21 protein-coding genes, 2 pseudogenes and 1 riboswitch are annotated in these 18728 nt (G+C 62.6%); of the genes and pseudogenes, 20 read left to right on the top strand and 3 right to left on the bottom strand.

Going from position 1 to position 18728, the window contains the following annotated elements; translation table 11 throughout:
- Positions 1-14: 14 nt before the first annotated feature.
- Complete coding sequence (pseC, locus tag DAUD_RS08950) at positions 15-1178, bottom strand: UDP-4-amino-4,6-dideoxy-N-acetyl-beta-L-altrosamine transaminase (RefSeq protein WP_012302845.1); 1164 nt, start codon at positions 1176-1178, stop codon at positions 15-17.
- Between the two features lie 68 nt (positions 1179-1246).
- A complete protein-coding gene (gene hepT, locus DAUD_RS08945; RefSeq protein ID WP_012302844.1) occupies positions 1247-2125 on the bottom strand; it encodes a type VII toxin-antitoxin system HepT family RNase toxin in 879 nt (292 codons plus the stop codon).
- Between the two features lie 309 nt (positions 2126-2434).
- Positions 2435-2524: riboswitch (cyclic di-GMP riboswitch) on the top strand.
- Between the two features lie 170 nt (positions 2525-2694).
- Between hepT and flgB the strand changes: the two genes are divergently transcribed.
- From flgB to fliP, 17 genes and pseudogenes are all read left to right on the top strand, one after another.
- Positions 2695-3093, top strand: a complete 399-nt coding sequence (gene flgB, locus DAUD_RS08940) for a flagellar basal body rod protein FlgB (protein WP_012302843.1) — start codon at positions 2695-2697, stop codon at positions 3091-3093.
- Positions 3094-3099: 6 nt separating this feature from the next.
- Positions 3100-3519: a flagellar basal body rod protein FlgC gene (gene flgC / locus DAUD_RS08935; protein ID WP_012302842.1), complete on the top strand. Its 420-nt coding sequence runs from the start codon at positions 3100-3102 to the stop codon at positions 3517-3519.
- A gap of 18 nt (positions 3520-3537) precedes the next feature.
- Complete coding sequence (fliE, locus tag DAUD_RS08930) at positions 3538-3846, top strand: flagellar hook-basal body complex protein FliE (RefSeq protein WP_012302841.1); 309 nt, start codon at positions 3538-3540, stop codon at positions 3844-3846.
- Positions 3847-4002: 156 nt separating this feature from the next.
- Complete coding sequence (gene fliF / locus DAUD_RS08925) at positions 4003-5559, top strand: flagellar basal-body MS-ring/collar protein FliF (RefSeq protein WP_012302840.1); 1557 nt, start codon at positions 4003-4005, stop codon at positions 5557-5559.
- Between the two features lie 13 nt (positions 5560-5572).
- Positions 5573-6583, top strand: a complete 1011-nt coding sequence (fliG, locus tag DAUD_RS08920; RefSeq protein WP_012302839.1) for a flagellar motor switch protein FliG — start codon at positions 5573-5575, stop codon at positions 6581-6583.
- Positions 6555-7250, top strand: a complete 696-nt coding sequence (locus tag DAUD_RS08915) for a FliH/SctL family protein (protein ID WP_012302838.1) — start codon at positions 6555-6557, stop codon at positions 7248-7250. The genes fliG and DAUD_RS08915 overlap by 29 nt, the downstream gene beginning before the upstream one ends.
- 115 nt (positions 7251-7365) lie before the next feature.
- Positions 7366-8730, top strand: a complete 1365-nt coding sequence (locus tag DAUD_RS08910; protein ID WP_012302837.1) for a FliI/YscN family ATPase — start codon at positions 7366-7368, stop codon at positions 8728-8730.
- Positions 8723-9178: a flagellar export protein FliJ gene (gene fliJ, locus DAUD_RS08905; RefSeq protein ID WP_166485170.1), complete on the top strand. Its 456-nt coding sequence runs from the start codon at positions 8723-8725 to the stop codon at positions 9176-9178. Before DAUD_RS08910 ends, fliJ begins: the two co-directional genes overlap by 8 nt.
- Entirely contained in the window at positions 9179-10732 is a 1554-nt protein-coding gene (locus DAUD_RS08900; protein ID WP_012302835.1) for a flagellar hook-length control protein FliK, read from the top strand.
- Between the two features lie 17 nt (positions 10733-10749).
- Positions 10750-11154: a flagellar hook assembly protein FlgD gene (locus DAUD_RS08895; protein ID WP_012302834.1), complete on the top strand. Its 405-nt coding sequence runs from the start codon at positions 10750-10752 to the stop codon at positions 11152-11154.
- Positions 11155-11156: 2 nt separating this feature from the next.
- Positions 11157-11528, top strand: coding sequence for a TIGR02530 family flagellar biosynthesis protein (locus DAUD_RS08890; RefSeq protein WP_012302833.1), 372 nt, complete (start codon positions 11157-11159; stop codon positions 11526-11528).
- 80 nt (positions 11529-11608) lie between these two features.
- Positions 11609-12196: pseudogene (locus DAUD_RS13265) on the top strand (flagellar hook-basal body complex protein); the annotation flags it as partial.
- A gap of 204 nt (positions 12197-12400) precedes the next feature.
- A pseudogene (locus DAUD_RS13260) lies at positions 12401-12541 on the top strand (flagellar basal body rod C-terminal domain-containing protein); the annotation flags it as partial.
- Positions 12542-12577: 36 nt separating this feature from the next.
- A complete protein-coding gene (locus DAUD_RS11675) occupies positions 12578-13063 on the top strand; it encodes a flagellar basal body-associated FliL family protein (protein ID WP_012302831.1) in 486 nt (161 codons plus the stop codon).
- A 50-nt stretch (positions 13064-13113) separates the two neighbouring features.
- A complete protein-coding gene (locus tag DAUD_RS08875; RefSeq protein WP_012302830.1) occupies positions 13114-13497 on the top strand; it encodes a FliM/FliN family flagellar motor switch protein in 384 nt (127 codons plus the stop codon).
- A complete protein-coding gene (locus DAUD_RS08870; RefSeq protein ID WP_012302829.1) occupies positions 13494-13886 on the top strand; it encodes a flagellar biosynthetic protein FliO in 393 nt (130 codons plus the stop codon). The genes DAUD_RS08875 and DAUD_RS08870 overlap by 4 nt, the downstream gene beginning before the upstream one ends.
- Positions 13883-14665 (top strand): flagellar type III secretion system pore protein FliP, encoded by a 783-nt coding sequence (fliP, locus tag DAUD_RS08865; protein WP_012302828.1) that lies wholly within the window; start codon positions 13883-13885, stop codon positions 14663-14665. The genes DAUD_RS08870 and fliP overlap by 4 nt, the downstream gene beginning before the upstream one ends.
- A gap of 223 nt (positions 14666-14888) precedes the next feature.
- On the opposite strand, the gene DAUD_RS08860 is transcribed toward fliP, so the two are convergent.
- The gene (locus tag DAUD_RS08860; RefSeq protein ID WP_012301317.1) at positions 14889-16220 is read right to left on the bottom strand and encodes a transposase; all 1332 of its coding nucleotides are present in this window, start codon (positions 16218-16220) and stop codon (positions 14889-14891) included.
- A 280-nt stretch (positions 16221-16500) separates the two neighbouring features.
- Between DAUD_RS08860 and fliQ the strand changes: the two genes are divergently transcribed.
- Genes fliQ through flhB form a run of 3 tightly spaced genes read left to right on the top strand, consistent with a single transcriptional unit; the run spans position 16501 to position 18614 of the window.
- The gene (gene fliQ, locus DAUD_RS08855; protein ID WP_012302827.1) at positions 16501-16764 is read left to right on the top strand and encodes a flagellar biosynthesis protein FliQ; all 264 of its coding nucleotides are present in this window, start codon (positions 16501-16503) and stop codon (positions 16762-16764) included.
- Positions 16765-16771: 7 nt separating this feature from the next.
- Positions 16772-17533, top strand: a complete 762-nt coding sequence (fliR, locus tag DAUD_RS08850) for a flagellar biosynthetic protein FliR (RefSeq protein WP_012302826.1) — start codon at positions 16772-16774, stop codon at positions 17531-17533.
- A 1-nt stretch (position 17534) separates the two neighbouring features.
- Positions 17535-18614, top strand: a complete 1080-nt coding sequence (gene flhB / locus DAUD_RS08845) for a flagellar biosynthesis protein FlhB (protein ID WP_012302825.1) — start codon at positions 17535-17537, stop codon at positions 18612-18614.
- Positions 18615-18728 lie beyond the last annotated feature (114 nt).

Here is an 18728-nt window from a genome sequence, read left to right as displayed (position 1 = left end):
GCCGACCTTATAAATCAACGGGTGCCGGTGGCGAGCCGGCCCACCGCCTTGATGACCCATTGGACTTCTTCGTCCGTCATGGCCGGGAACAGCGGCAGGGTGAGGGCGGCCTCGTAGTAGGCCTCGGCGCGCGGGCAGAGGCCGGCCGGATAGCCGAGGCTCCGGTAGTAGGGGTGGCGGTAAACGGGCAGGTAGTGCACCTGGGTGCCGATGCCGTTTTGCCGCAGCAGGGCGCACACCTCGCGGCGCGTTCTGCCGATTGCCTTCCAGTCTATCTGCACCACGTAGATGTGGTAGGCGGATTCCCGGTCCGGCTTTTGGGCCGGCGGGCGGATGGCCGGTACTTCGGCGAACGCCCGGTCGTAGGTGCGGGCGATTTCCCTTCTCCTTTCCAAAAACCCGTCCAGTTTTTTCAACTGCGATATGCCCAGGGCGCACTGGATGTCAGTGAGGCGGTAGTTGTACCCGAGGTGCTGCATTTCGTAATACCAGGGGTCCGGTTCTGTTTCGGGGTTGGTGCTCCCAGGTAAGGCAGCGTCGCGGGTGATCCCATGTTCCCGGAACATCCGGAGTTTGTGGACGAAATCCGGGTTATCGGTCAGGACGGCACCGCCTTCGCCGGTGGCGATGTGCTTCACTGGGTGGAAGCTGAAGACGGTCATATCGGAAAGGCTGCCTATACGCTGCCCTTTGTAGGTCGCGCCCAAGGCGTGGCAGGCGTCTTCGATCACGTAGAGGCCGTGGCGCCGGGCGATTTGGTGGATTTCGTCCATGTCGCAGGGCTGCCCCGCGAAATGTACCGGGGCAATGGCACGAGTGCGTTTGTTGATGAGATTCTCGATCCGCGTGACATCGATGTTGGCCGTGTCCGGTTCAATATCGGCGAAAACCGGCTTCGCGCCCAGGTAAAGGGCGGCATTGGCGGTGGCCGCGAAGGTAATGGGCGAGGTGATCACCTCGCTCCCGGGTTGCACCCTGGCCGCGAAGTAGGCCCCGTGCAGGGCGGCCGTGCCGCTGGAAAAGACGACGGCATAACGGGCTCCGCAGTAGGCGGCCAATGCTTCTTCAAATTCGGCCACTTTCGGACCCTGGGTCAGCCGGTCCGAGCGCAAGACTTCTACAACGGACCGGATGTCCTCTTCATCGATGGCTTGCCGGCCGTACGGAATAAAGCGCATGCCTTCCTCCCTGGTTTTGGGCGGGGGTGGAGCGGAACGAGACTTGTTTGCCGGTTCGTAACAACCGCTCATCTACCCGCTGCCGGTTGGGAGCGATCCAGGTACAGAGTCACCTGGCGGGCGAATTCACCGAAATCGTTTAAGTTCCTGGTGACTGCTTCATAGATCGCATGGTAGTCCAAGCGCCAGTATACGTGCACGATTGCGTTGCGCATACCGGCCATACCCTTGATCTGCTGGGCGAATTGACGGTCAAGTAGTCCTTTTTCGCCGGCCAGTGCGATCAGACGGGTGGTGTCGTACTCATTCAGAGCGACGCCTTTGACGGCGAGAAAGTGCCGGCAGACATCAAGCACCGATTCCAGAGCGATGCGCAGGTGGTGGATACACAAATCCCGTGTGTCCGGGTCGCGCTCAAATTCCACAAAAGACGAAAAGCGTTCGTTTAGTTCCTGCAAGCGCTGCACCGCCTGCTCCACTTGTGACAAGTACGTTTCAATCCGTTCCTGATTCAGGCGTTTTTCAGCCACCAGCAGCCCCTCCCGCAGTCGCTTCCTCCAGAACATCTGGTATTCCCGCTTAAAAAAGAGGTAGTCCTCGAACTCAAAGCAGGTGTTGACGGCAAAATCAGCAAATGCCCGTGTATCCTTACTGTATACTAAAACCCCCTTGATCAGGGCCTCCATTTTCAGCGCCGGGCTGCTGCGGTTCAAAACGACCAAGTCCACATTCCGGCGATTTAAGCGGAGCTGCAGCTCATCCCGGGCGCCGAGGTAGCGCGGAAAGCTATAATGCGCAAACAACACGGCCACGTCCAGGTCTTTTGGCGGCTGTGTTCCGCCATCTACGGCGGAGCCGAACACAAAGGCCAATTGTATGCCGTGACGCCGGAAAAACGTCCCGGGCAGATTGATCTGGTTTCGGATTTGTTCTGCAACCGTGCTCATCGTGCTTCATCCCGTTCAAGCCGGGTTTTTCTGTATTGTACCACAAAAAGCGTTGGCTCGTTACGACCCGCGTTCCCACCAGTCAAACCCGTCAATTAATACCAACCGATCAATATAAGTTAATACGAACTGGCGGCCGGCGGTGCCCCCCCCCCTGAGCGCGGAATAAGGTTCGGAATAATGAAAAAAAATTGCTTGTTTTGCAGATTTTTCTGCGTCTGTAAGGAAGGAATTCGAAAGAAGTTGTTAAACTGTACGCAAAGGGGAAGGATGTACCAGCCTGGAGAAAAAGTGCCACTAGCTGCATATACCCCGAAAGGGCAAACCGGTACGAAAGTCCGGGACGCAAAGCTACGGGTCCTTAAGTTCCATGGGGAATAGGACGGCTGAGCCGCTGGGGTTATTACTTTCGCGGAGCCGCCCTATGGGGCGGTTTTTATCGGTTCCGATTTAACTGTGCAGTTGCGCACAAAGCAGGACCTATAAGATAATTGTTGAAAGTTCTGTCCAAGAGGGGAAAGATGTACCAATGTGTCGAATGACCGTAATCTGAACAAGGGGGAATGGAGATGATCGGCAAGGATCCGGTGATGTCCCTGCTGGCGCGGGCGCTGGACGGGCAAGCCGTCCGGCAGCGGGTGATCGCGCACAACATCGCCAACCTGAACACCCCCGGTTTCAAGCGCTCCCGGGTCGATTTCCAGGCATTCATGCAGGCGGCCCTCGACGATTCCGCCGTTCGAATGAAGCGGACCGATCCCCGCCATTTGGCGGGGCGGGCCGGTGACGATAACGGGCCGCAGGTGGAGATTGTCCGGGGGACTTCCCAGCGGGCGGACGGCAACAACGTCGATCTGGAGCGGGAAATGGTGGAGTTGGTGGACAACGTCCTGGGGTACCGGGCGATCGGCCAGTTTTGGTCCAGCAAGTACGGCATTTACTCCCAGGTTATCAGGGGCGGGAGGTAGGTCAGCGTGAGCTTGTTCAAGAGTTTCGGGATCAGCGGTTCGGGGATGACCGCGGAGCGCCTGCGCCTGGACCTGATCAGCAACAACATCGCCAACGCGCATACCACCCGGACCCGGGAAGGCGGTCCCTACCGGCGTGAAGTGCCGGTTTTCGCCCAGTACCTGGAACGGTTCCGGGGGCGGGGCTTCGCCGGTGCCGGCGTGCGGGTCACGGCGGTGGTCAAGGATCCGAGTCCGCTTCGAGCGGTGCACGAACCGGAGCACCCGGACGCCGACGCGGCCGGATTCGTACAGTACCCGAACGTGGACTTAAACCGGGAATTCGTGGACCTGATGGGGGCGAGCCGGGCATACGAGGCGAACGCGGCCGCGTTCGACGCCGCGAAGCAGATGGTCCAGCGCGCCCTGGAACTGGGCCGCGGTTAAGGTGAGGGGGGAAGGCGCGTGATCAAGGAAACCGCGTGGGCGCCCCTGGTTCCGGCCTTGGGGACGGACGGGTGCCGCCGTTCCGGCGGCCAGGCCGCACACACCGGCGGGGACTTCGGGCGAATTTTGAACGAGGCGGTGAACCGGCTGAACGAGAGTCAGGTCCGGGCGGACACCGCCGTGCGCCAGTTTCTGGCCGGCGAAGTGCAGGACGTACACCAGGTGATTATCGCCTTGCGCGAAGCGGAACTGACGATGCAGCTCGCCGTGGAGGTGCGGAACAGAATTCTGGAAGCCTACCAGGAGTTGAGCCGCACACCGCTTTAACCCGGCGGGCACGGTGATTTCAGGGACGTGTTTCGAGAGTGCGGGTGCCGCCGGCTGGCGAGCGGCCGAGGTAGAGCCGGCGTTTAGGGCCTGATCATTACCCGGTAGAGTGCGCGAGCCGCGCTTTCCCGCGGTGGAACACCTGGAGGTGGTCGGATGAAAGGGCAGGCCGTAGCGGCCAGGATGAACGAGCGGTGGCAGGCCTTGAGCACCACCCACAAGGTTGCGCTCGTCTTGCTGGTCATAGGGTCCCTGTTGGTTCTGTACTATCTGGCACAGTTTGTCCGGCAGATGAATTACACTACGCTCTTTGCCGGTTTGGAGCCCAGAGAGGCCGGGGCGATCGTGGAGCAGTTGGACGGGATGCGCATCCCCTATATGCTAAGCGACGGGGGTACGACCATCCAAGTTCCCCGCGCCCAAGTGGACCAGGCCCGGATTCAGCTGGCAACCTCCGGGGCCCTCGGGGCGGACGGCGCAGGATGGGAACTTTTTGACCGCACCAAGCTGGGCGTTACCGAATTCGAACAGCAGGTCAACTACCAGCGGGCCCTTCAGGAGGAACTGCGTCGTACCATCGTCCAGTTGGACGAGGTGGAAGCGGCGCGGGTGCACCTGGTACTGCCCGAAAAAAGCATTTTCGCCACCGAAAAGGCTCCCCCGACCGCGTCGGTGGCCGTAAAACTCCGCCCCGGCACGGACCTAAACCAGAGCCAGGTCCGGGGGGTGGTGGCCTTGGTCGCCGGCAGTGTGGAGGGGTTGACGCCGGAAAACGTGCACCTTGTCGACATGCGGGGCCGGCTTCTACACCCGGACGGGCATCAGGATCCGGTTTCGGGCCTGGCGCTTACCCACCAGGAAATCAAGCGCAACTACGAGCGCGAGTTGGAAATGCGGCTCCAGAATATGCTCCAGCGGATCGTGGGCCCCGACCGGGTGGTGGTCATGGTCTCCGCGGATCTGGACTTTTCCCAGCAGCAATCGGTGTCCACGGTACCATACGGGGAAGCGCAGGTGGTGAGCGAGCAGACGGTGCGGGAAGAGAGCGAGGGTTCCGGCACCGGGGGCGGCGTGCCCGGCACCGATGCCAACCTGCCCGCCACCTACCCGCTGGCCGGCCGACCCGCTGACGCGGGTGCCCCGACATCGTTCGTGCGGGAGGAGCGGACGGCGAACTACCAGGTGGGCACGCTCCAGCAAACGGTGATTCAGCCGCCGGGAGAGGTTCGGCGCCTGTCCACCTCGGTGGTGGTGGACGGGGACTTAAGCGCCGCCCGGGCCGAGCAGATCCAGGGTGTGGTCACCGCTGCCCTGGGGTACAACCCGGAACGGGGCGACCAGATCCTGGTGGCACCGATGGCTTTTGACACCACTTACCAGGAGCAGTTGGAGGAAGATCTGCGCCGGGCTGAGGCGCTGGCCGCGGAACGGGAGCGCCGCCAGTTGATCTACTACGCGGCGCTGGCCGGGGGCGTGCTGCTCCTGCTCATAATCCTGATCATTGCCGGCGTGGTGGTGGGCCGGCGCCTCCAGCGGGCTCCGCGCCCGCAGCCGCAGCCCGAGGTGGAGGAACTCTCGCCGCTGTCGGTGGCTGCGGCGGCCGCGGACCCGGTGTTTTTCCTGAGCGACAAGCAGCGGGGCGCCCGGGAACTGGCTAGGCAAAAACCGGAGGAAGTGGCACAGATCATTAAGGTCTGGCTGACCGAGAAATAGGGGTGTCAGAACGGTGGCGGCGACGACCAAGCCGGGACTGAAAAAAGCGGCCATCTTCTTAATCTCGCTCGGGTCGGACCTATCTGCCCGGGTTCTAAAACATGATTTCTTCGACGAAGAGATCGAGGAAATCTCGTTCATGATCAACCAGATGGAGCGGGTGCCGCCCGAGGTGCGGGACACGGTCCTAGATGAATTCACCGAGCTTTACCAGGCCCGGCAGTACCTGATCCAGGGCGGGCCAAAGTACTGCAAGGAGATGCTGGAGAAGGCGGTCGGTCGGGAGAAGGCCGAAAGCATTTTGAAAAGACTGACTGCCACGCAGAGGACGATCCCATTCTACTCGCTGCGGAAGACCGACCCGAAGCACCTGTTGAGTTTCATCCGGGAGGAACACCCGCAGACGATCGCCATGATTCTGGCGTACCTGGAGCCGTCCCAGGCCACCGCCATCCTGGGGGCCTTGCCGCCCGAGCAGCGGAGCGAGGTGGCCCGGCGGATCGCCACCATGGAGCGGGCCTCACCGGAGGTGGTCCAGGACGTGGAGCGGGTCCTCGAGCGCAAGCTCTCCATCGTCATGACCGAGGACATGCTGGATGTGGGCGGGGTGCAGACCCTGGTGCGCATGCTGAACATGGCCGATCGGTCGACGGAGAAGTCGATCCTGGAGGAGTTGGAGCGCGACGACCCGCGGCTGGCGGAAGAGATTCGCCAGCGAATGTTCGTCTTCGAGGATATCGTGAAACTGGACGACGTGTCCATCCAGCGGATCCTGCGGGAGGTCAACAACAAGGATCTGGCGCTGGCGCTGCGGGGGGCGAACGACGAGGTGCGGCAGAAGATCTACAAGAACCAGTCCCAGCGCGCTTCCCAGATGCTTCGGGAGGAAATCGAGTACATGGGTCCGGTGCGCCTGAAAGAAGTGGAAGAGGCCCAGCAGCGGATCGTGAAGGTGATCCGTGCTCTGGAGGAGACCGGAGAGGTGGTGGTCTCGCGTGGCGGTGAAGACGCCCTCATCATCTAGCGCGGCGGGGCGGATTTTGAAAGGCGCGGCCGTCGGGGCCCAGCAACCGTTTGAACTCACGCTGAAGCGGGCGGACGGCGCGGCGCCGGACGAGCTCATGAGCGGGACCGAACCGGCGGGTACCGCTGACCCGGCGGTTGTGCTGGAATTGGCCCGAATCGAAGCGGATGAGATCAGGAAGCGTGCCTACGAAGAGGGTTGGCAGCAGGGGTACCGGGAAGGGTTCGAACAGGCGCGGCACGAGGCGGGCAAGCTCCGGGAAGCCGCCCGCAGCGTGTTGCGGGAGGCCGAGGAACTGCGGCGGCGCACCCTGGATGATCTCAGCCCGGAGATCCGGACCCTGGCGGTGGCGATCGCCGAGAAATTGGTGGCCGGGGAGTTGGAACAGAACCCGGAGACCATTACCGCCGTGGCCCGGGAGGCCCTGGAAGCGGTCCGGGAGCGCGAGAGCGTGGTGCTGTACGTTCACCCGTCGCACGCCGCCACGCTGCGGGAGGCGGTCCCGAAGCTAAAAAGCGCACTTCTGTCGGAGGGAGCGGCCCTGCGCGTCATCGGCGACGCTGGGCTGGACCGGGGCGGCTGCTTGGTAGAGACGGAACAGGGCCTAGTGGACGCCACCACGGAAGTGCGCTGGCGCGAAGTGCTGCGCGCCCTGGAACTCCTGTAGTTCCGTGGACTTATCCTTAGATGACCGTGCCGCGCGCGGCGCCGCCTGGAGATGAAACTCCAGGTTTGCGTAAGTTATTGTCCTAACCCTTAACTTATGGTGGGTGAGCGCAGAGTTGTCGGAAAGGACCCAAAATCTGGACTTGAATGCCTGGCGCGCCCGGGTGAACGCGGTACGTCCGTTCCGGCTGCTCGGCCGGGTGACCAAAGTGGTCGGCCTGACGGTGGAAGTGGAGGGCTTGAACTCTTTTATCGGGGAGATCTGTGAGGTGTACGTTCCGGGGGAGATCCAGCCGGTCCGGGGCGAGGTTGTCGGTTTCCGGGGCGGGACTTCCCTGCTCATGCCGCTGGGTGAGTTGCGGGGGATCAGGCCGGGCTGCCGGGTGGAACCGCTCGGCCGGGCGCTCACGGTCCGGGTGGGGGAACACCTCCTTGGGCAGGTGGTGAACGGCCTCGGGTACCCGCTGGCTAACGGCGGCGATACCCGAAACGGCACCCGCCCGGATGGGGCTGAAGAGTACCCGGTGCACAACGCGCCGCCTGACCCGCTCAGCCGGCGCCGCATCGACCGCCCGCTGGAGACGGGGGTGCGGGCGATCGACGGTTTTCTGACCTGCGGGCGAGGGCAGCGCCTGGGGGTTTTCTCGGGGAGCGGCGTGGGCAAGAGCGTGCTTTTGGGGATGCTTTGCCGACACTGCAGCGCCGATGTCAACGTAGTAGCTCTGGTGGGCGAGCGGGGCCGCGAGGTCAAGGATTTCATCGAGCGCGACCTGGGGCCGGAGAGCTTGGCCCGCTCGGTGGTCGTGGTGGCCACCTCCGATCAGCCGGCGCTGATCCGGCTGCGGGCGGCGATGGTGGCCACGGCGATTGCCGAGTACTTCCGGGACCGGGGCAAAGACGTTTTGTTCCTGATGGATTCGGTCACCCGGTTTGCGCTGGCGCAGCGGGAGGTGGGCCTGGCGGTGGGCGAGCCGCCGACCACCCGGGGGTACACCCCCTCGGTGTTCGCCTTGCTCCCCAAGCTTCTGGAGCGCGCCGGGACGAGCCCGGCGGGTTCGATCACCGGCTTTTACACCGTGCTCGTGGAGGGGGACGACCTGCAGGAACCGGTGGCGGACGCGGTGCGGAGCATCCTGGACGGCCATATCGTCCTGGACCGGGAGTTGGCGGCGAAAAACCACTACCCGGCCATCGACGTTCTGCAGAGCGTGAGCCGCCTGATGCCCGACATCACGGCCCCGGAGCACCAGCGCTGCGCGGCGAAGCTCCGGCGGTTGCTGGCCGCCTTTAAACAGGCGGAGGACCTGGTGAACATTGGGGCGTACGTGTCCGGTTCGAACCCCCTGGTGGACGAGGCCCTGGCCAAGCACGAAGCGATTATGGAGTTCCTGCGGCAGGACCATACGGAGTTCGGCGGTTTTGCCGAGTCCCTGGCCCGGCTGCAATACCTCGCGGGGGAAGCGGGTGCCGCCGGTGCCTAAATTCGTTTTCCGGCTTGATCCGGTACTCGGGGTGCGGACACGAAAAGAAGAATCGGCCCGGCAGGAACTGGCGTCCGCCGACGCGCGGAAGCGGGCCTGCGAGGACCGGCTGGCCGAAACCCGGCGGCTGCTCGCGGAAACCCTGGAACAAAACCCGGGGTCCAGCTTCGACCTGAAGACGGGTCTGTACCTGGACTGCTACCGCGAATACTTGGGCAGACGCGGTACAGAGGAAGTCCGGGTCCTGGCCCGGCGGGAAAAGGAGGTGGAAGAACGGCGCGCCCGCGTGGTGGAGGCCAGGCGGGCACGGGCGGTTCTGGAGCGGCTCAAAGAGAAGCAGTATTCGCATTTTTGTGCTCAGGAGACCGCCCGGGAGACCAGGGAACTGGACGACGCGGGCACCCGGTCCTTTCAGTTCCAGCAGGCAAAGAAGAAGGGGGGTGAATAGATGAATTTGACGGCGACAGTGATCCCCGGTGAATCAAGTCCCGCGGTTCCGCAAGGCAGGTCCGGGCCCAGCGGGTGCCGCCGGGGCGGCGGCACCCTGCCGGCCGCGGATTTCGTGGCGTGCTTGTTGAGCGTGCTGCACCGTGGTCCGGAAACCGGTACGCCGGTGTGGGAAACACCGTCCTTTGGTTCTGTATTTGACGTGGTGGACGGTATCCCGCCTCCGGGGTGCGCGGCGGAAGGCCCGGAAGCGGCAACGCAGGCTCATCAGCACCCGTCCGGCGCGGAAGTGAACACCGGTGTCATCCCGGCCGGGCTGAACGCGAAAGCGGAGGTGCCGGCCGGCCCGGCGTACCCACCGACCTTATCGGCCGTAGAGAACCTTTCCCCGGCGTCCGGTGCGGTACAAGCTTCAAGACCGGGAGCGGCCGTCGGGGCCGTGCCCGGTGTTCCCGGCGGGGGTGCGGCGGCGGGCTCACCGCCTGCGGGTACGGATTACATGTCCCAGTCGTACGTTCTTCCCAACGCAGCGGGGGCGGATGTACCGCCTTCGGAGCCTGGGGGGCGGTTGGTACTACCGTCCGTCCCGGTACCGGAGCGCGCGGCGAGTGTGCCCGCGGAGCCGGACCCGCAGGGTTTCCCGGGGCGGCCCCCGGAAGGAGCAAGGCCGCCGATACCCATGCCCGGCACGCCCGGGGCGGAACCACTGGCCCGGGAGGCGCAGCCGTCCGGCCGCGGAGCGGCGGAGAACCGTCCCGGCAGAGTTTCGGTTCAGACCGGTTTATCTGCGGCACCGAGTGCGAGCGCGGTTCCACATGACGTGAAGTCCCCGGGGTACGCGCAGTCTGCGGGCGTGTGGGCCGAGACGGTTCCGGAAAGAGCGGAGCCGGTTCGGATCCTGCCGGGGGAGACGCCGGATGACGGCTTAAAGTCGCGGCCCGCGGCTTTCCGTGCCGAGGCGGCGACCGACCGGTCGGGACCGGACGGAGCACCCCAGATGGTGCGGCCGGCAACACCGGACCGGGGAGTTGTGCACGCGCCTGTCGACCGGCAGGTCCCAGCCCAGGGAACGGGCTGGAGTGTGCCGGACGTTTCCCCGCCGGGGATGCATCCCCCGGCGCGAGCCGTGGACCCCCACCCGGTGGCGCGGCAGCTTGCCGAGGCGGTGGTGCACCACGTCCGGCAACTGCAGGTTAAGGCCGGACAGGCGGTCCGGGTGAGCATCGCGCTGGAACCACCGGAACTCGGGCAGGTGACCATAAAATTGACTTTCGGTCGTCAGGGGCTGGAGGCCCTGTTCTACACCGCGGACCGGTCGGTCAAGGCGGTCATCGAGCAGGCGCTGCCCCAGCTGCGGGAGGCGCTGGCCCGCCAGGAGATCGATGTAGGCAACACCACCGTGTTCCTGGGCCACGAGGAGGCGCGGGGCCAGGCGCCGCGGTTCTACCGTGGTCTGTGGCCCGGGCCGGTGGCTCCGGGTGAACCGGCTGGTGAGCAGTTAGACAACGGGAGGCAGGTGGAACCGAGGCGGAGCGGCGTGGATTACCTGGTTTAGGAAGGAGGTAGTGACGAGTGACTGTACAGGGAGTAGGCAGCGAGTACGCGCTGCCCGGGAAGACAACGCCCCCCCGTCCGTCGAGCGGTTTGTTCGACCAGGACACTTTCCTAAAGCTCCTGGTGGCGCAGTTGAAAAACCCGAGCCCGTTCTCTCCGCCCGACACCGACAAAATGATGGAGCAGGCGGCGCAATTCGGGATGCTTGAGCGCCTGGTCAAGGTGGAGGAGGCGCTCCGGGAAATGAGCCGGGCGGCGTACCTGGCCCAGGCCGCGGAGATCGTGGGCCGGGAAGTGGTCGTCCTGGCCGGTGACCGGCAGATATCAGGCACGGTGGAACGAGTGCTCCTGAACGAGCGCGGCGCCCGGGTGGTGCTCGGGGCAGAGAGCTACGACATCAACCGGGTTGTGGAGGTCAGGTAGTGATGGTCAAGAAGATTGGTGAGGTGCCGGCGCCGCCCACGCCCGCTCCGGCGGTCGGGGTGCGGAAAAGCGGCGAACCGGCTTTCGGCGAGATACTGCGCCGGGAAATCCGGCAGGCCGAGCTGAAATTCTCGGCGCACGCCGAGCGGCGGCTGGCCGAGCGGCAGATCAGCCTCGGGCCGCACGACCTGGAGAAGATCAACCAGGCCGCTTCCCTGGCCGAGGCGAAGGGGTCCCGCCGGTCGCTATTGATTTACGGTGACCTGGCCCTGGTGACCAGCATCGCCAACCGGACGGTGGTCACGGCCGTCAACGGTGAGGCGGCGGCGAATAACGTGTTTACCAATATTGACAGCGCGGTGATCGTGAAGTAGGCAGCCGGTCCTTCTGGAGGCTGCGGGTTGCCGAACGACGGAAGCAACCCATATTTGGTTAATTAAGGAGGACATTCATAATGATCAGATCCTTGACCTCGGGCGTTTCGGGCCTGCGCAACCACCAGGTTCGTATGGACGTCATCGCCAACAACATCGCCAATGTGAACACCACGGCCTTCAAAGCGGGTCGGGTGAACTTCCAGGAGATCTTAAGCCAGAACATCCGCGGCACCTCAGCGTCGACCATCGGCGTGGACTCGATCAATCCGGCCCAGATCGGACTTGGGATGTCCGTGCAGTCCATCGACATACTGTTCGGCCAGGGTGCGCTGACCACCACCTACCGGGTGCTGGACATGGCCATTGACGGGAACGGATTCTTCCGGCTGGGCAAATACAGTGATGAGGGCATCATCGAGTACTACTACACCCGCGACGGTGCCTTCTATGTCGACAACGACGGCTATCTGGTGAGTTCGGGCGGTTTACACGTGCTGGGTGTCGGCCAGAACGGGGCCAGTTGGCTCACTGAGGACGCCATTAAGACCGTGGTGAACCGGACCTACTCTGTCGAGGCGGGCTTCTCCGGCGAGCGCATCCGCCTGTTCGATCCGAGCGGGGTGGACCCCGGCCTGGAGAACAACCTGACCACCCTGCGCATTGACCCCAACGGGCTCATTTTCGTTAACGGCCGTACCGACCGGGCGGCTCTGATTCTGATCGACAACTACGGCAACCCGGAGAACCTCACCCGCCTGGGCGGCAACCTGTACGAGGTGCCGCTGCGGGGCCAGAATGCCGAGCCCACACCCTATAACGAAGGCTGGGGCGTGCCCGACAGCGGGGGCGGCCAGGGCAGGCTCGTCTCCGGGGCCCTGGAGATGTCCAACGTGGACCTGTCCGCCGAGTTCGCCAACATGATTACGACCCAGCGTGGTTTCCAGGCCAACGCACGGGTGATCACCGTTTCGGACGAGATGCTGCAGGAGCTGATCAACCTGAAGCGGTAGTGACAAGAGACCAGGGGGAGTGGGGGAGTAGAAGCAATGGCTGAGGACCAGGGACCAAACGCGGTACAGAACGCCGCCACCCCGAAAAAAAAGAAGAAGCGGGGCAAGCTCCTGCTGGTGGTGCTGGTTTTGTTGGCGGCCGCCGGAGCGGCGGCCGCCTTCACCCTTTCCAATCCCGGCGGGGAAAAGTCGGACCGGAAGGCGGAGAAGCCGGCGGTCACCAAGACGATGAGTTTCGGGAGCCTGGTGGTGAACCTGGCGGATCCTCCCGGCAGCCGTTACTTCCGAGTGGCGCTAACACTGGAGTACGTTGATTCCGGGACCCTGGAGACGGAACTCAAAGAAAAGGAGCACCGGATCCGGGACGGGTTGGTTTTCCTCCTGCGGCAGAAAAGCAGCTTCGATCTGAAGGGTCCGGAGGTGCCGGAGACAATCCGGGAGGAGATTCTCCGCGAGATCAACCGGCATCTGGAAAAGGGTGAAATCGAGGAAGTGTACTTTACCGAGTTCCTTATTCAGTAGTCCATAAAAAGGGGACTCGACCCCTTTTTCAGGCAGGTGATTTGGCGTTGATGAATGAGGAAGAGATCAGGCAGTTTCTGTCCGGCCTGGACCGAGAGCCGGGCCCTACCGTGAAGAAAGTGCAGTTTCCCCGGTTTGAGCAGGCCGGGACACCCGGGATGCCCGGAGTGCGGATTTCCCTGGAGTACCTGGACGACGTTGAGGTGGACGTGTCCGCGGAGTTGGGGCAAACGGCCATGACCGTCCGGGAATTCCTCAGTTTGCACGAAGGTTCGGTTATCGGCCTGGACCGGGCGGCGGGTGAAACCATTGATGTGGTGGTGAACGGGGTGAAACTGGCCCGGGGCGAGGTGCTGGTCATCAACGACCTGTTCGTGCTGCGGATCCATTCCATTGCCCACCCCCAGGCGCCGGGCGTGGAGAGGCAGCCGTGAGCGAGGGCACACTGGCCTTTCTGAGGCTGGCGGTGGCCCTGCCGCTGGTACTCCTGCTCTGCGTGGTGGTCTTGAAGTACCTGGTGCCGCGGACGCTGTCCGGTTTTGCCGGTGGGCGGCGCATGCGGGTGATCGAGCAGCTATCGCTCGGTCCGAAGACCGGGATGAGCCTAGTCCGGGTGGGGGGACGATACTATCTTTTGGCCTACCACGAGGGTGCGGTGACGGTGGTGAAGGAAATGGACGAGTTGCCGGAGGCCTGCGGGACGGAAACGCCGGACGGGCTGCTTGCGCCGGGGAAAGGGGACAGTAAAGAGGACAGTCCCCCCTTCGGGGGGCGCGTACTCCTCGGGAAATACGCGCGGTTCCGTGCGGGACGCGGCCGATGAACCGGACGATGTTTATATTGGCGGCCGCCGTCGGACTGGCGGCTGGGGACAGTCCCCTTTGGGCCTTAGGGGGACTGTCCCCCTCGGCCGCCTGGGCCCAGCCGGTGCCCATTCCGAGCATCGAGCTGACCATCGGCGAACCGGAATCGCCGGCCGAAGTGGTCTCGAGCGTCCGGCTCTTGCTCTTTCTTACCGTAATCTCGCTTCTCCCGGCTTTCCTGGTGATGGTTACGTCTTTTACCCGGATCGTGGTGGTGCTCGCGTTCCTGCGCGCCGGGCTGGGCATCTACCAGGCGCCGCCGGGTTCGGTACTGATCGGCCTGGCCCTGTTCCTGACCGTGTTCATCATGGCGCCGGTTTACGCGCAGGTCAACGAGCAAGCCATCGAGCCGTTTCTAAGGGGAGAGATCGACCAGGTGGAGGCCCAGGAAAGGGCGGCGGGGCCGCTGCGGGAGTTCATGCTCCGGCACACCCGGGAAAAGGACCTGGACCTTTTCGTGCGCATGGCCGAAATCGAAAACCCGGTGCCAAACGAACTGCCGCTCACGGTGGTCATCCCGGCCTTCATCATCAGCGAATTGAAGACGGCGTTTACAATGGGCTTTATGCTGTACTTGCCGTTTTTGATCATCGACATGGTGGTGGCCAGCATCCTGCTCTCGATGGGCATGTTCATGCTGCCGCCGGTCATGATTTCACTGCCGTTCAAACTCCTTTTGTTTGTGCTGGTGGACGGCTGGTATCTGGTGGTCCGGTCCCTGGTGGAGAGCTTCGCCTGACGTCAAGAGGTCTTAAATTATCAGCGTTTTGCGTTGTAAGCATTTTTGGTCCCGACAAGGCAACGCCCACACCCGGCACCGGCTGTTCCCCAAGCCACAAAACACAGTTAGCAACTGGGGTAAATGGAGTATATAGACTATGCCGCTCTGCCAAAGGGCAAACTTACCCCAGCGCCACTCTGGGCGTCTCTTGGCAGGTAATCTGTTTTCCGGTTGAGCCCCGTCAGGCCGCCTTCACCAGGCTCCTTAAGTCTATTCCTTGTTTTTGTCGCAGTCGGCCCACGGCCATCGCCAGCATCACCATCAGGGCCAACCCGCAACGCAGCTTCATCTTCTTCAAGCCCCGAATGAAATGCTTTTCAAATCCGTAGGCCTCGTCCAGGCGGGCATTTACCCTTTCTACCGCCGTACGCTTTTTGTAGAGTGTTTTCCACTTGTAGCTGGACCGCGCCAGCGGGGTGAAGATCCGCCGGTCTTCCACCAGGGGAATACGTATCCCACCGGTTGCGGCACATTGTTCCATGCCCCGGCACTCTACTCCGTAGTGCCGGGCCGGACAGCGGTATTTCAAGGTTTCCCGGTCTTTCTCAAATCCCCCGAAGGCCATCTCGCGACGTTTGTTTGTCTCGGGGCAGCAACAATAAACCGTTCCACGGTAATCGTAAACGATGTTCTCCTTACCGGTTACAAGCCACGTCTCCTCGCCGTCCCGCCACGTGTTGCGGATGTCAATCACGGGCTTGATCCGGTATTCGTCCCAGAGTTTCACGTTTAGCTTGATGTCGTCAAAGGCTTTGTCCGCCGCCAATGCCTCGCAGCGGGCCACAATCTCCGGATGCTCTTTCGCCACCCGATCAATGAGTATATGTCCCTCTTTCACGTCGCTGGCCGACGCCTTTGTCACCGCAAATCCCACCGGCAGTTCATAAACAGCGTCAACTACAAGGTGGAGTTTGTAGCCAAACCACCACACGACTTTTTCCCATAGGGTGCCGCCTTTCTTACGCCCCCGGTATGTTTTCCGGCCCCAGTCCGCATCGGTGTCCCGGCGCCCGTCAGGCTTTTGGACCTTCTCTTCTTCATCCCGCTTTTTGCCCCGGGCCAGACTGCTGACGGCTTTGCTGTCTATGGCCAAAATTCGACCGAAATCCGGTAGCAGCACTCTTATTTCATCCACCAGCCGCGTAAATATGTTTTCCACTTCGTCGGCGTGCCGCATCAGTTTCACCAAGATGCGGCTGTATATGTAAGAAGGCGGAACGGCATCCTCGCCCCGGGCCGGATCAAAACCGCAAAGTTCCCGCAACTGGCCGTTCCGGCAGAGTTCCCGCCGCAGGCTCTCCACAGACACGTGCTGAAATACGATCCCGGCCAGGATGGAGTTCCAAACCGCCCGCACCGGGTAATCATCCCGTCCCTTACCACGCTCTCTCTCCAGCTTTTGCATCAACTGCTCATCGGGCAGGTGGTTCACTACAAGCAAAAAACGTTCCAAGTCACCGAGTTCGTCGATTTCCTGCCACCCAAAAAGCCGCTGTTGTGGTATAATGGCCATAAGGGAAACCTCCTTCGTGGTTCTTTTTTGGTGGTTACAAAAAGGATTCTCCACAAAAGGGGGTTTCCCTTCTTATTTCTCATTCTCCTTCGCTTTTTCTCCGCTTTTCTCCCTTGGGGTCAATTTTGCCGATCCGCCCGTTACCCATCCCTGCAAACCGCATAAAATCCGGATTGGACCGGGGTAAAATGTTTTTTCCGCAACTCTAAAACAGCCTATTTATCTTTTCTCCCGAACATCGCAAATGGCTTAATTATGTGGGGGAGTGTGACCAAGGCCGATGACCGACAGCCTGGCGGTGGAACTGACGCAGAAAGCGCTGATGATGGTCCTGCTCCTAACGGCGCCGCCCCTTCTGGTGAGCCTCGTGGTTGGGTTGGTGATCAGCATCCTGCAGGCGGCCACCCAGATCCAGGACCAGATGATCACCTTCGTACCCAAGATTGTGGCGGTGTTCCTGTCCCTGTTGCTTTTGGCACCATGGTACGTGAGGATACTCACCGGGTACACCGCCGAGCTGTTCGGACGTATATCCGGGGTTTGAGGCCGGAATGGAGCAACTGGTCACTTTCCTGCTGGTGTTCACCCGGCTCGCGGCGTTCATCGCCGCTTGTCCGGTGTTCGCCATGCGGGAGATTCCGCCCACGGTGAAGGCGGGCCTGGCTTTCGTGCTTTCGCTGGCGTTGTTGCCGTCTGCCGGGACGGCGGCGCCGCCGCTGGACAGCTTCCTGGGGTTCTCCCTGGCGCTGGCCAAAGAGGCGGCCGTGGGGTTGGGGCTGGGGATTTTCACCAGCCTGGTGTTCCACGGCCTCCTGCTGGCCGGGCAGTACATCGGGTTCCAGATCGGCTTCGCCATAGCCGAGATGATGAGTCCGGGCACGGAAGGGGAGCGGGCGATCGTCTCCCGGTTGATGTGGCTTTTCGCCCTGGTGTTCTTCGTGTCCATCGACGGGCACCACCTGCTCATCGCCGGGCTGGCCAAGAGCTTCGAGCTAGTGCCCCTGGGCGCAGCGGTCGCCCAGATGAAAACCACCCTGTTCATGGCCAAGGCCTACGGGGGACTGTTCGTGATCGCCCTGACCATCGCCGCGCCGGTGATGGCGGTGCTGTTGGTGACCGACGCGATCCTGGGTCTGATGGTCCGGATGGTGCCCCAGATCAACGTGTTTATGCTCGGTTTCCCGTTCAAGGTCTTCGCCGGTCTGTTCGCCCTGATGGTGACCATCCCGGTGATCGGCTGGGCCCTGACCCGGGTTTTCGGGCGGATGACCGAGGACCTGCTGGTATTAATGAGGCTTTTCGGGAGCGGTTGAGATGGCGGAGACGCGAGATTCAGGGCAACTGAAAACGGAACAACCTACACCACGGAGACTCCAGGAGGCCCGGCGCAAAGGCCAGGTGGCCAAGAGCCTGGACCTCACCGGGGCGGTGACTCTGGCCGCGCTCCTGCTACTGTTCTTCGTGGGGCTGGAGTGGTTCATCATTCGCCTGCAGCGGTTGTTCTTGGTGTACCTGCAAAATTTCACCAGCTACAGCCTGACGGCCGAAAACGTGAACTACCTCGTGCTGCAGTCGCTGGCCCTTTTGGGGGGGGCGGTCCTGCCGGCGGTGGCCGTTGCGTTTTTCGTTACGGTGCTGGTTAGTTTCGCCCAGGTGGGCTTCATCTTCGCCCCGAGCGTGCTGGCGGTGAAACTCGAGCGGCTGAACCCGGTGCAGGGGTTCAAGCGGATCTTCAGCAGCCGGGGCCTGTTCGAGTTCGCGAAGGCGATACTGAAAATCTGCTTTGTTGGTATCCTTTGTTTTTGGGTACTGTACGCCCGCGTCGGGGATTTGCTCGTCCTTTCCGTCACCAGCCCCGGGCAGGGGCTGTACCTGTTGCACAACGTGCTGCTTACGGTGGCGGCCGCGGCGGCCGGCGCCTATCTCCTGATCGCGGTGCTGGACCTGGTGTACCAGCGGTACGCGCATCACAAGAGCCTGATGATGACCCGGTTCGAAGTCCGCGACGAGTACCGCCAGACGGAGGGCGACCCGCACCTGAAGAGTTGGCTCCGCAAGCGGCAGCGGGAGATCTCCATGAACCGGATCAAGGACGAGGTGCCGCGCGCGACCGTGGTGGTCACAAATCCGATCCACGTGGCGGTGGCCCTGCGCTACCGGGAGGGGGAGATGGACGCGCCGCTGGTGACGGCCAAAGGCGCGGGGTACCTGGCGGAGCGGATCAAGGAACTGGCCGCGCAGCACAAGGTGCCGGTGGTGGAAAACCGGGAACTGGCCCAGTACCTTTACCGTCGGGTGCCGGTGGGCGAGAGCGTCCCGGTGGCCGTGTACCAGGCGGTGGCCGAAATCCTGGCGATGATCTACCGCCTGAAAGCGAAGAGGGAAGCGGGGTAATTCGGTGGTTGGTTGTCAGTGGTCGGTGGTCGGGCTGCCGGCGACCGGCGACGTATAGTATAGAGGCCGATGACTAACGACCAAAAGGGGTTATTCACCGACGACCGACGACCA

The organism is Candidatus Desulforudis audaxviator MP104C (assembly GCF_000018425.1).
GTDB lineage: Bacteria > Bacillota > Desulfotomaculia > Desulfotomaculales > Desulforudaceae > Desulforudis > Desulforudis audaxviator.
The sequence above is the reverse complement of the archived record's forward strand: the minus strand, read 5'-3'. Positions and strand labels throughout refer to the sequence as shown.

Bases quoted from the DNA above. Each gene is read 5' to 3' on its own strand.
- pseC (WP_012302845.1), bottom strand. From the start codon at position 1,178: ATGCGCTTTATTCCGTACGGCCGGCAAGCCATCGATGAAGAGGACATC.
- hepT (WP_012302844.1), bottom strand. From the start codon at position 2,125: ATGAGCACGGTTGCAGAACAAATCCGAAACCAGATCAATCTGCCCGGG.
- DAUD_RS08900 (WP_012302835.1), top strand. From the start codon at position 9,179: ATGAATTTGACGGCGACAGTGATCCCCGGTGAATCAAGTCCCGCGGTT.
- fliP (WP_012302828.1), top strand. From the start codon at position 13,883: ATGAACCGGACGATGTTTATATTGGCGGCCGCCGTCGGACTGGCGGCT.
- DAUD_RS08860 (WP_012301317.1), bottom strand. From the start codon at position 16,220: ATGGCCATTATACCACAACAGCGGCTTTTTGGGTGGCAGGAAATCGAC.
- fliQ (WP_012302827.1), top strand. From the start codon at position 16,501: ATGACCGACAGCCTGGCGGTGGAACTGACGCAGAAAGCGCTGATGATG.
- fliF (WP_012302840.1), top strand. From the start codon at position 4,003: ATGAAAGGGCAGGCCGTAGCGGCCAGGATGAACGAGCGGTGGCAGGCC.
- DAUD_RS08890 (WP_012302833.1), top strand. From the start codon at position 11,157: ATGGTCAAGAAGATTGGTGAGGTGCCGGCGCCGCCCACGCCCGCTCCG.
- fliR (WP_012302826.1), top strand. From the start codon at position 16,772: ATGGAGCAACTGGTCACTTTCCTGCTGGTGTTCACCCGGCTCGCGGCG.
- DAUD_RS08875 (WP_012302830.1), top strand. From the start codon at position 13,114: ATGAATGAGGAAGAGATCAGGCAGTTTCTGTCCGGCCTGGACCGAGAG.
- DAUD_RS11675 (WP_012302831.1), top strand. From the start codon at position 12,578: ATGGCTGAGGACCAGGGACCAAACGCGGTACAGAACGCCGCCACCCCG.
- flhB (WP_012302825.1), top strand. From the start codon at position 17,535: ATGGCGGAGACGCGAGATTCAGGGCAACTGAAAACGGAACAACCTACA.
- flgB (WP_012302843.1), top strand. From the start codon at position 2,695: ATGATCGGCAAGGATCCGGTGATGTCCCTGCTGGCGCGGGCGCTGGAC.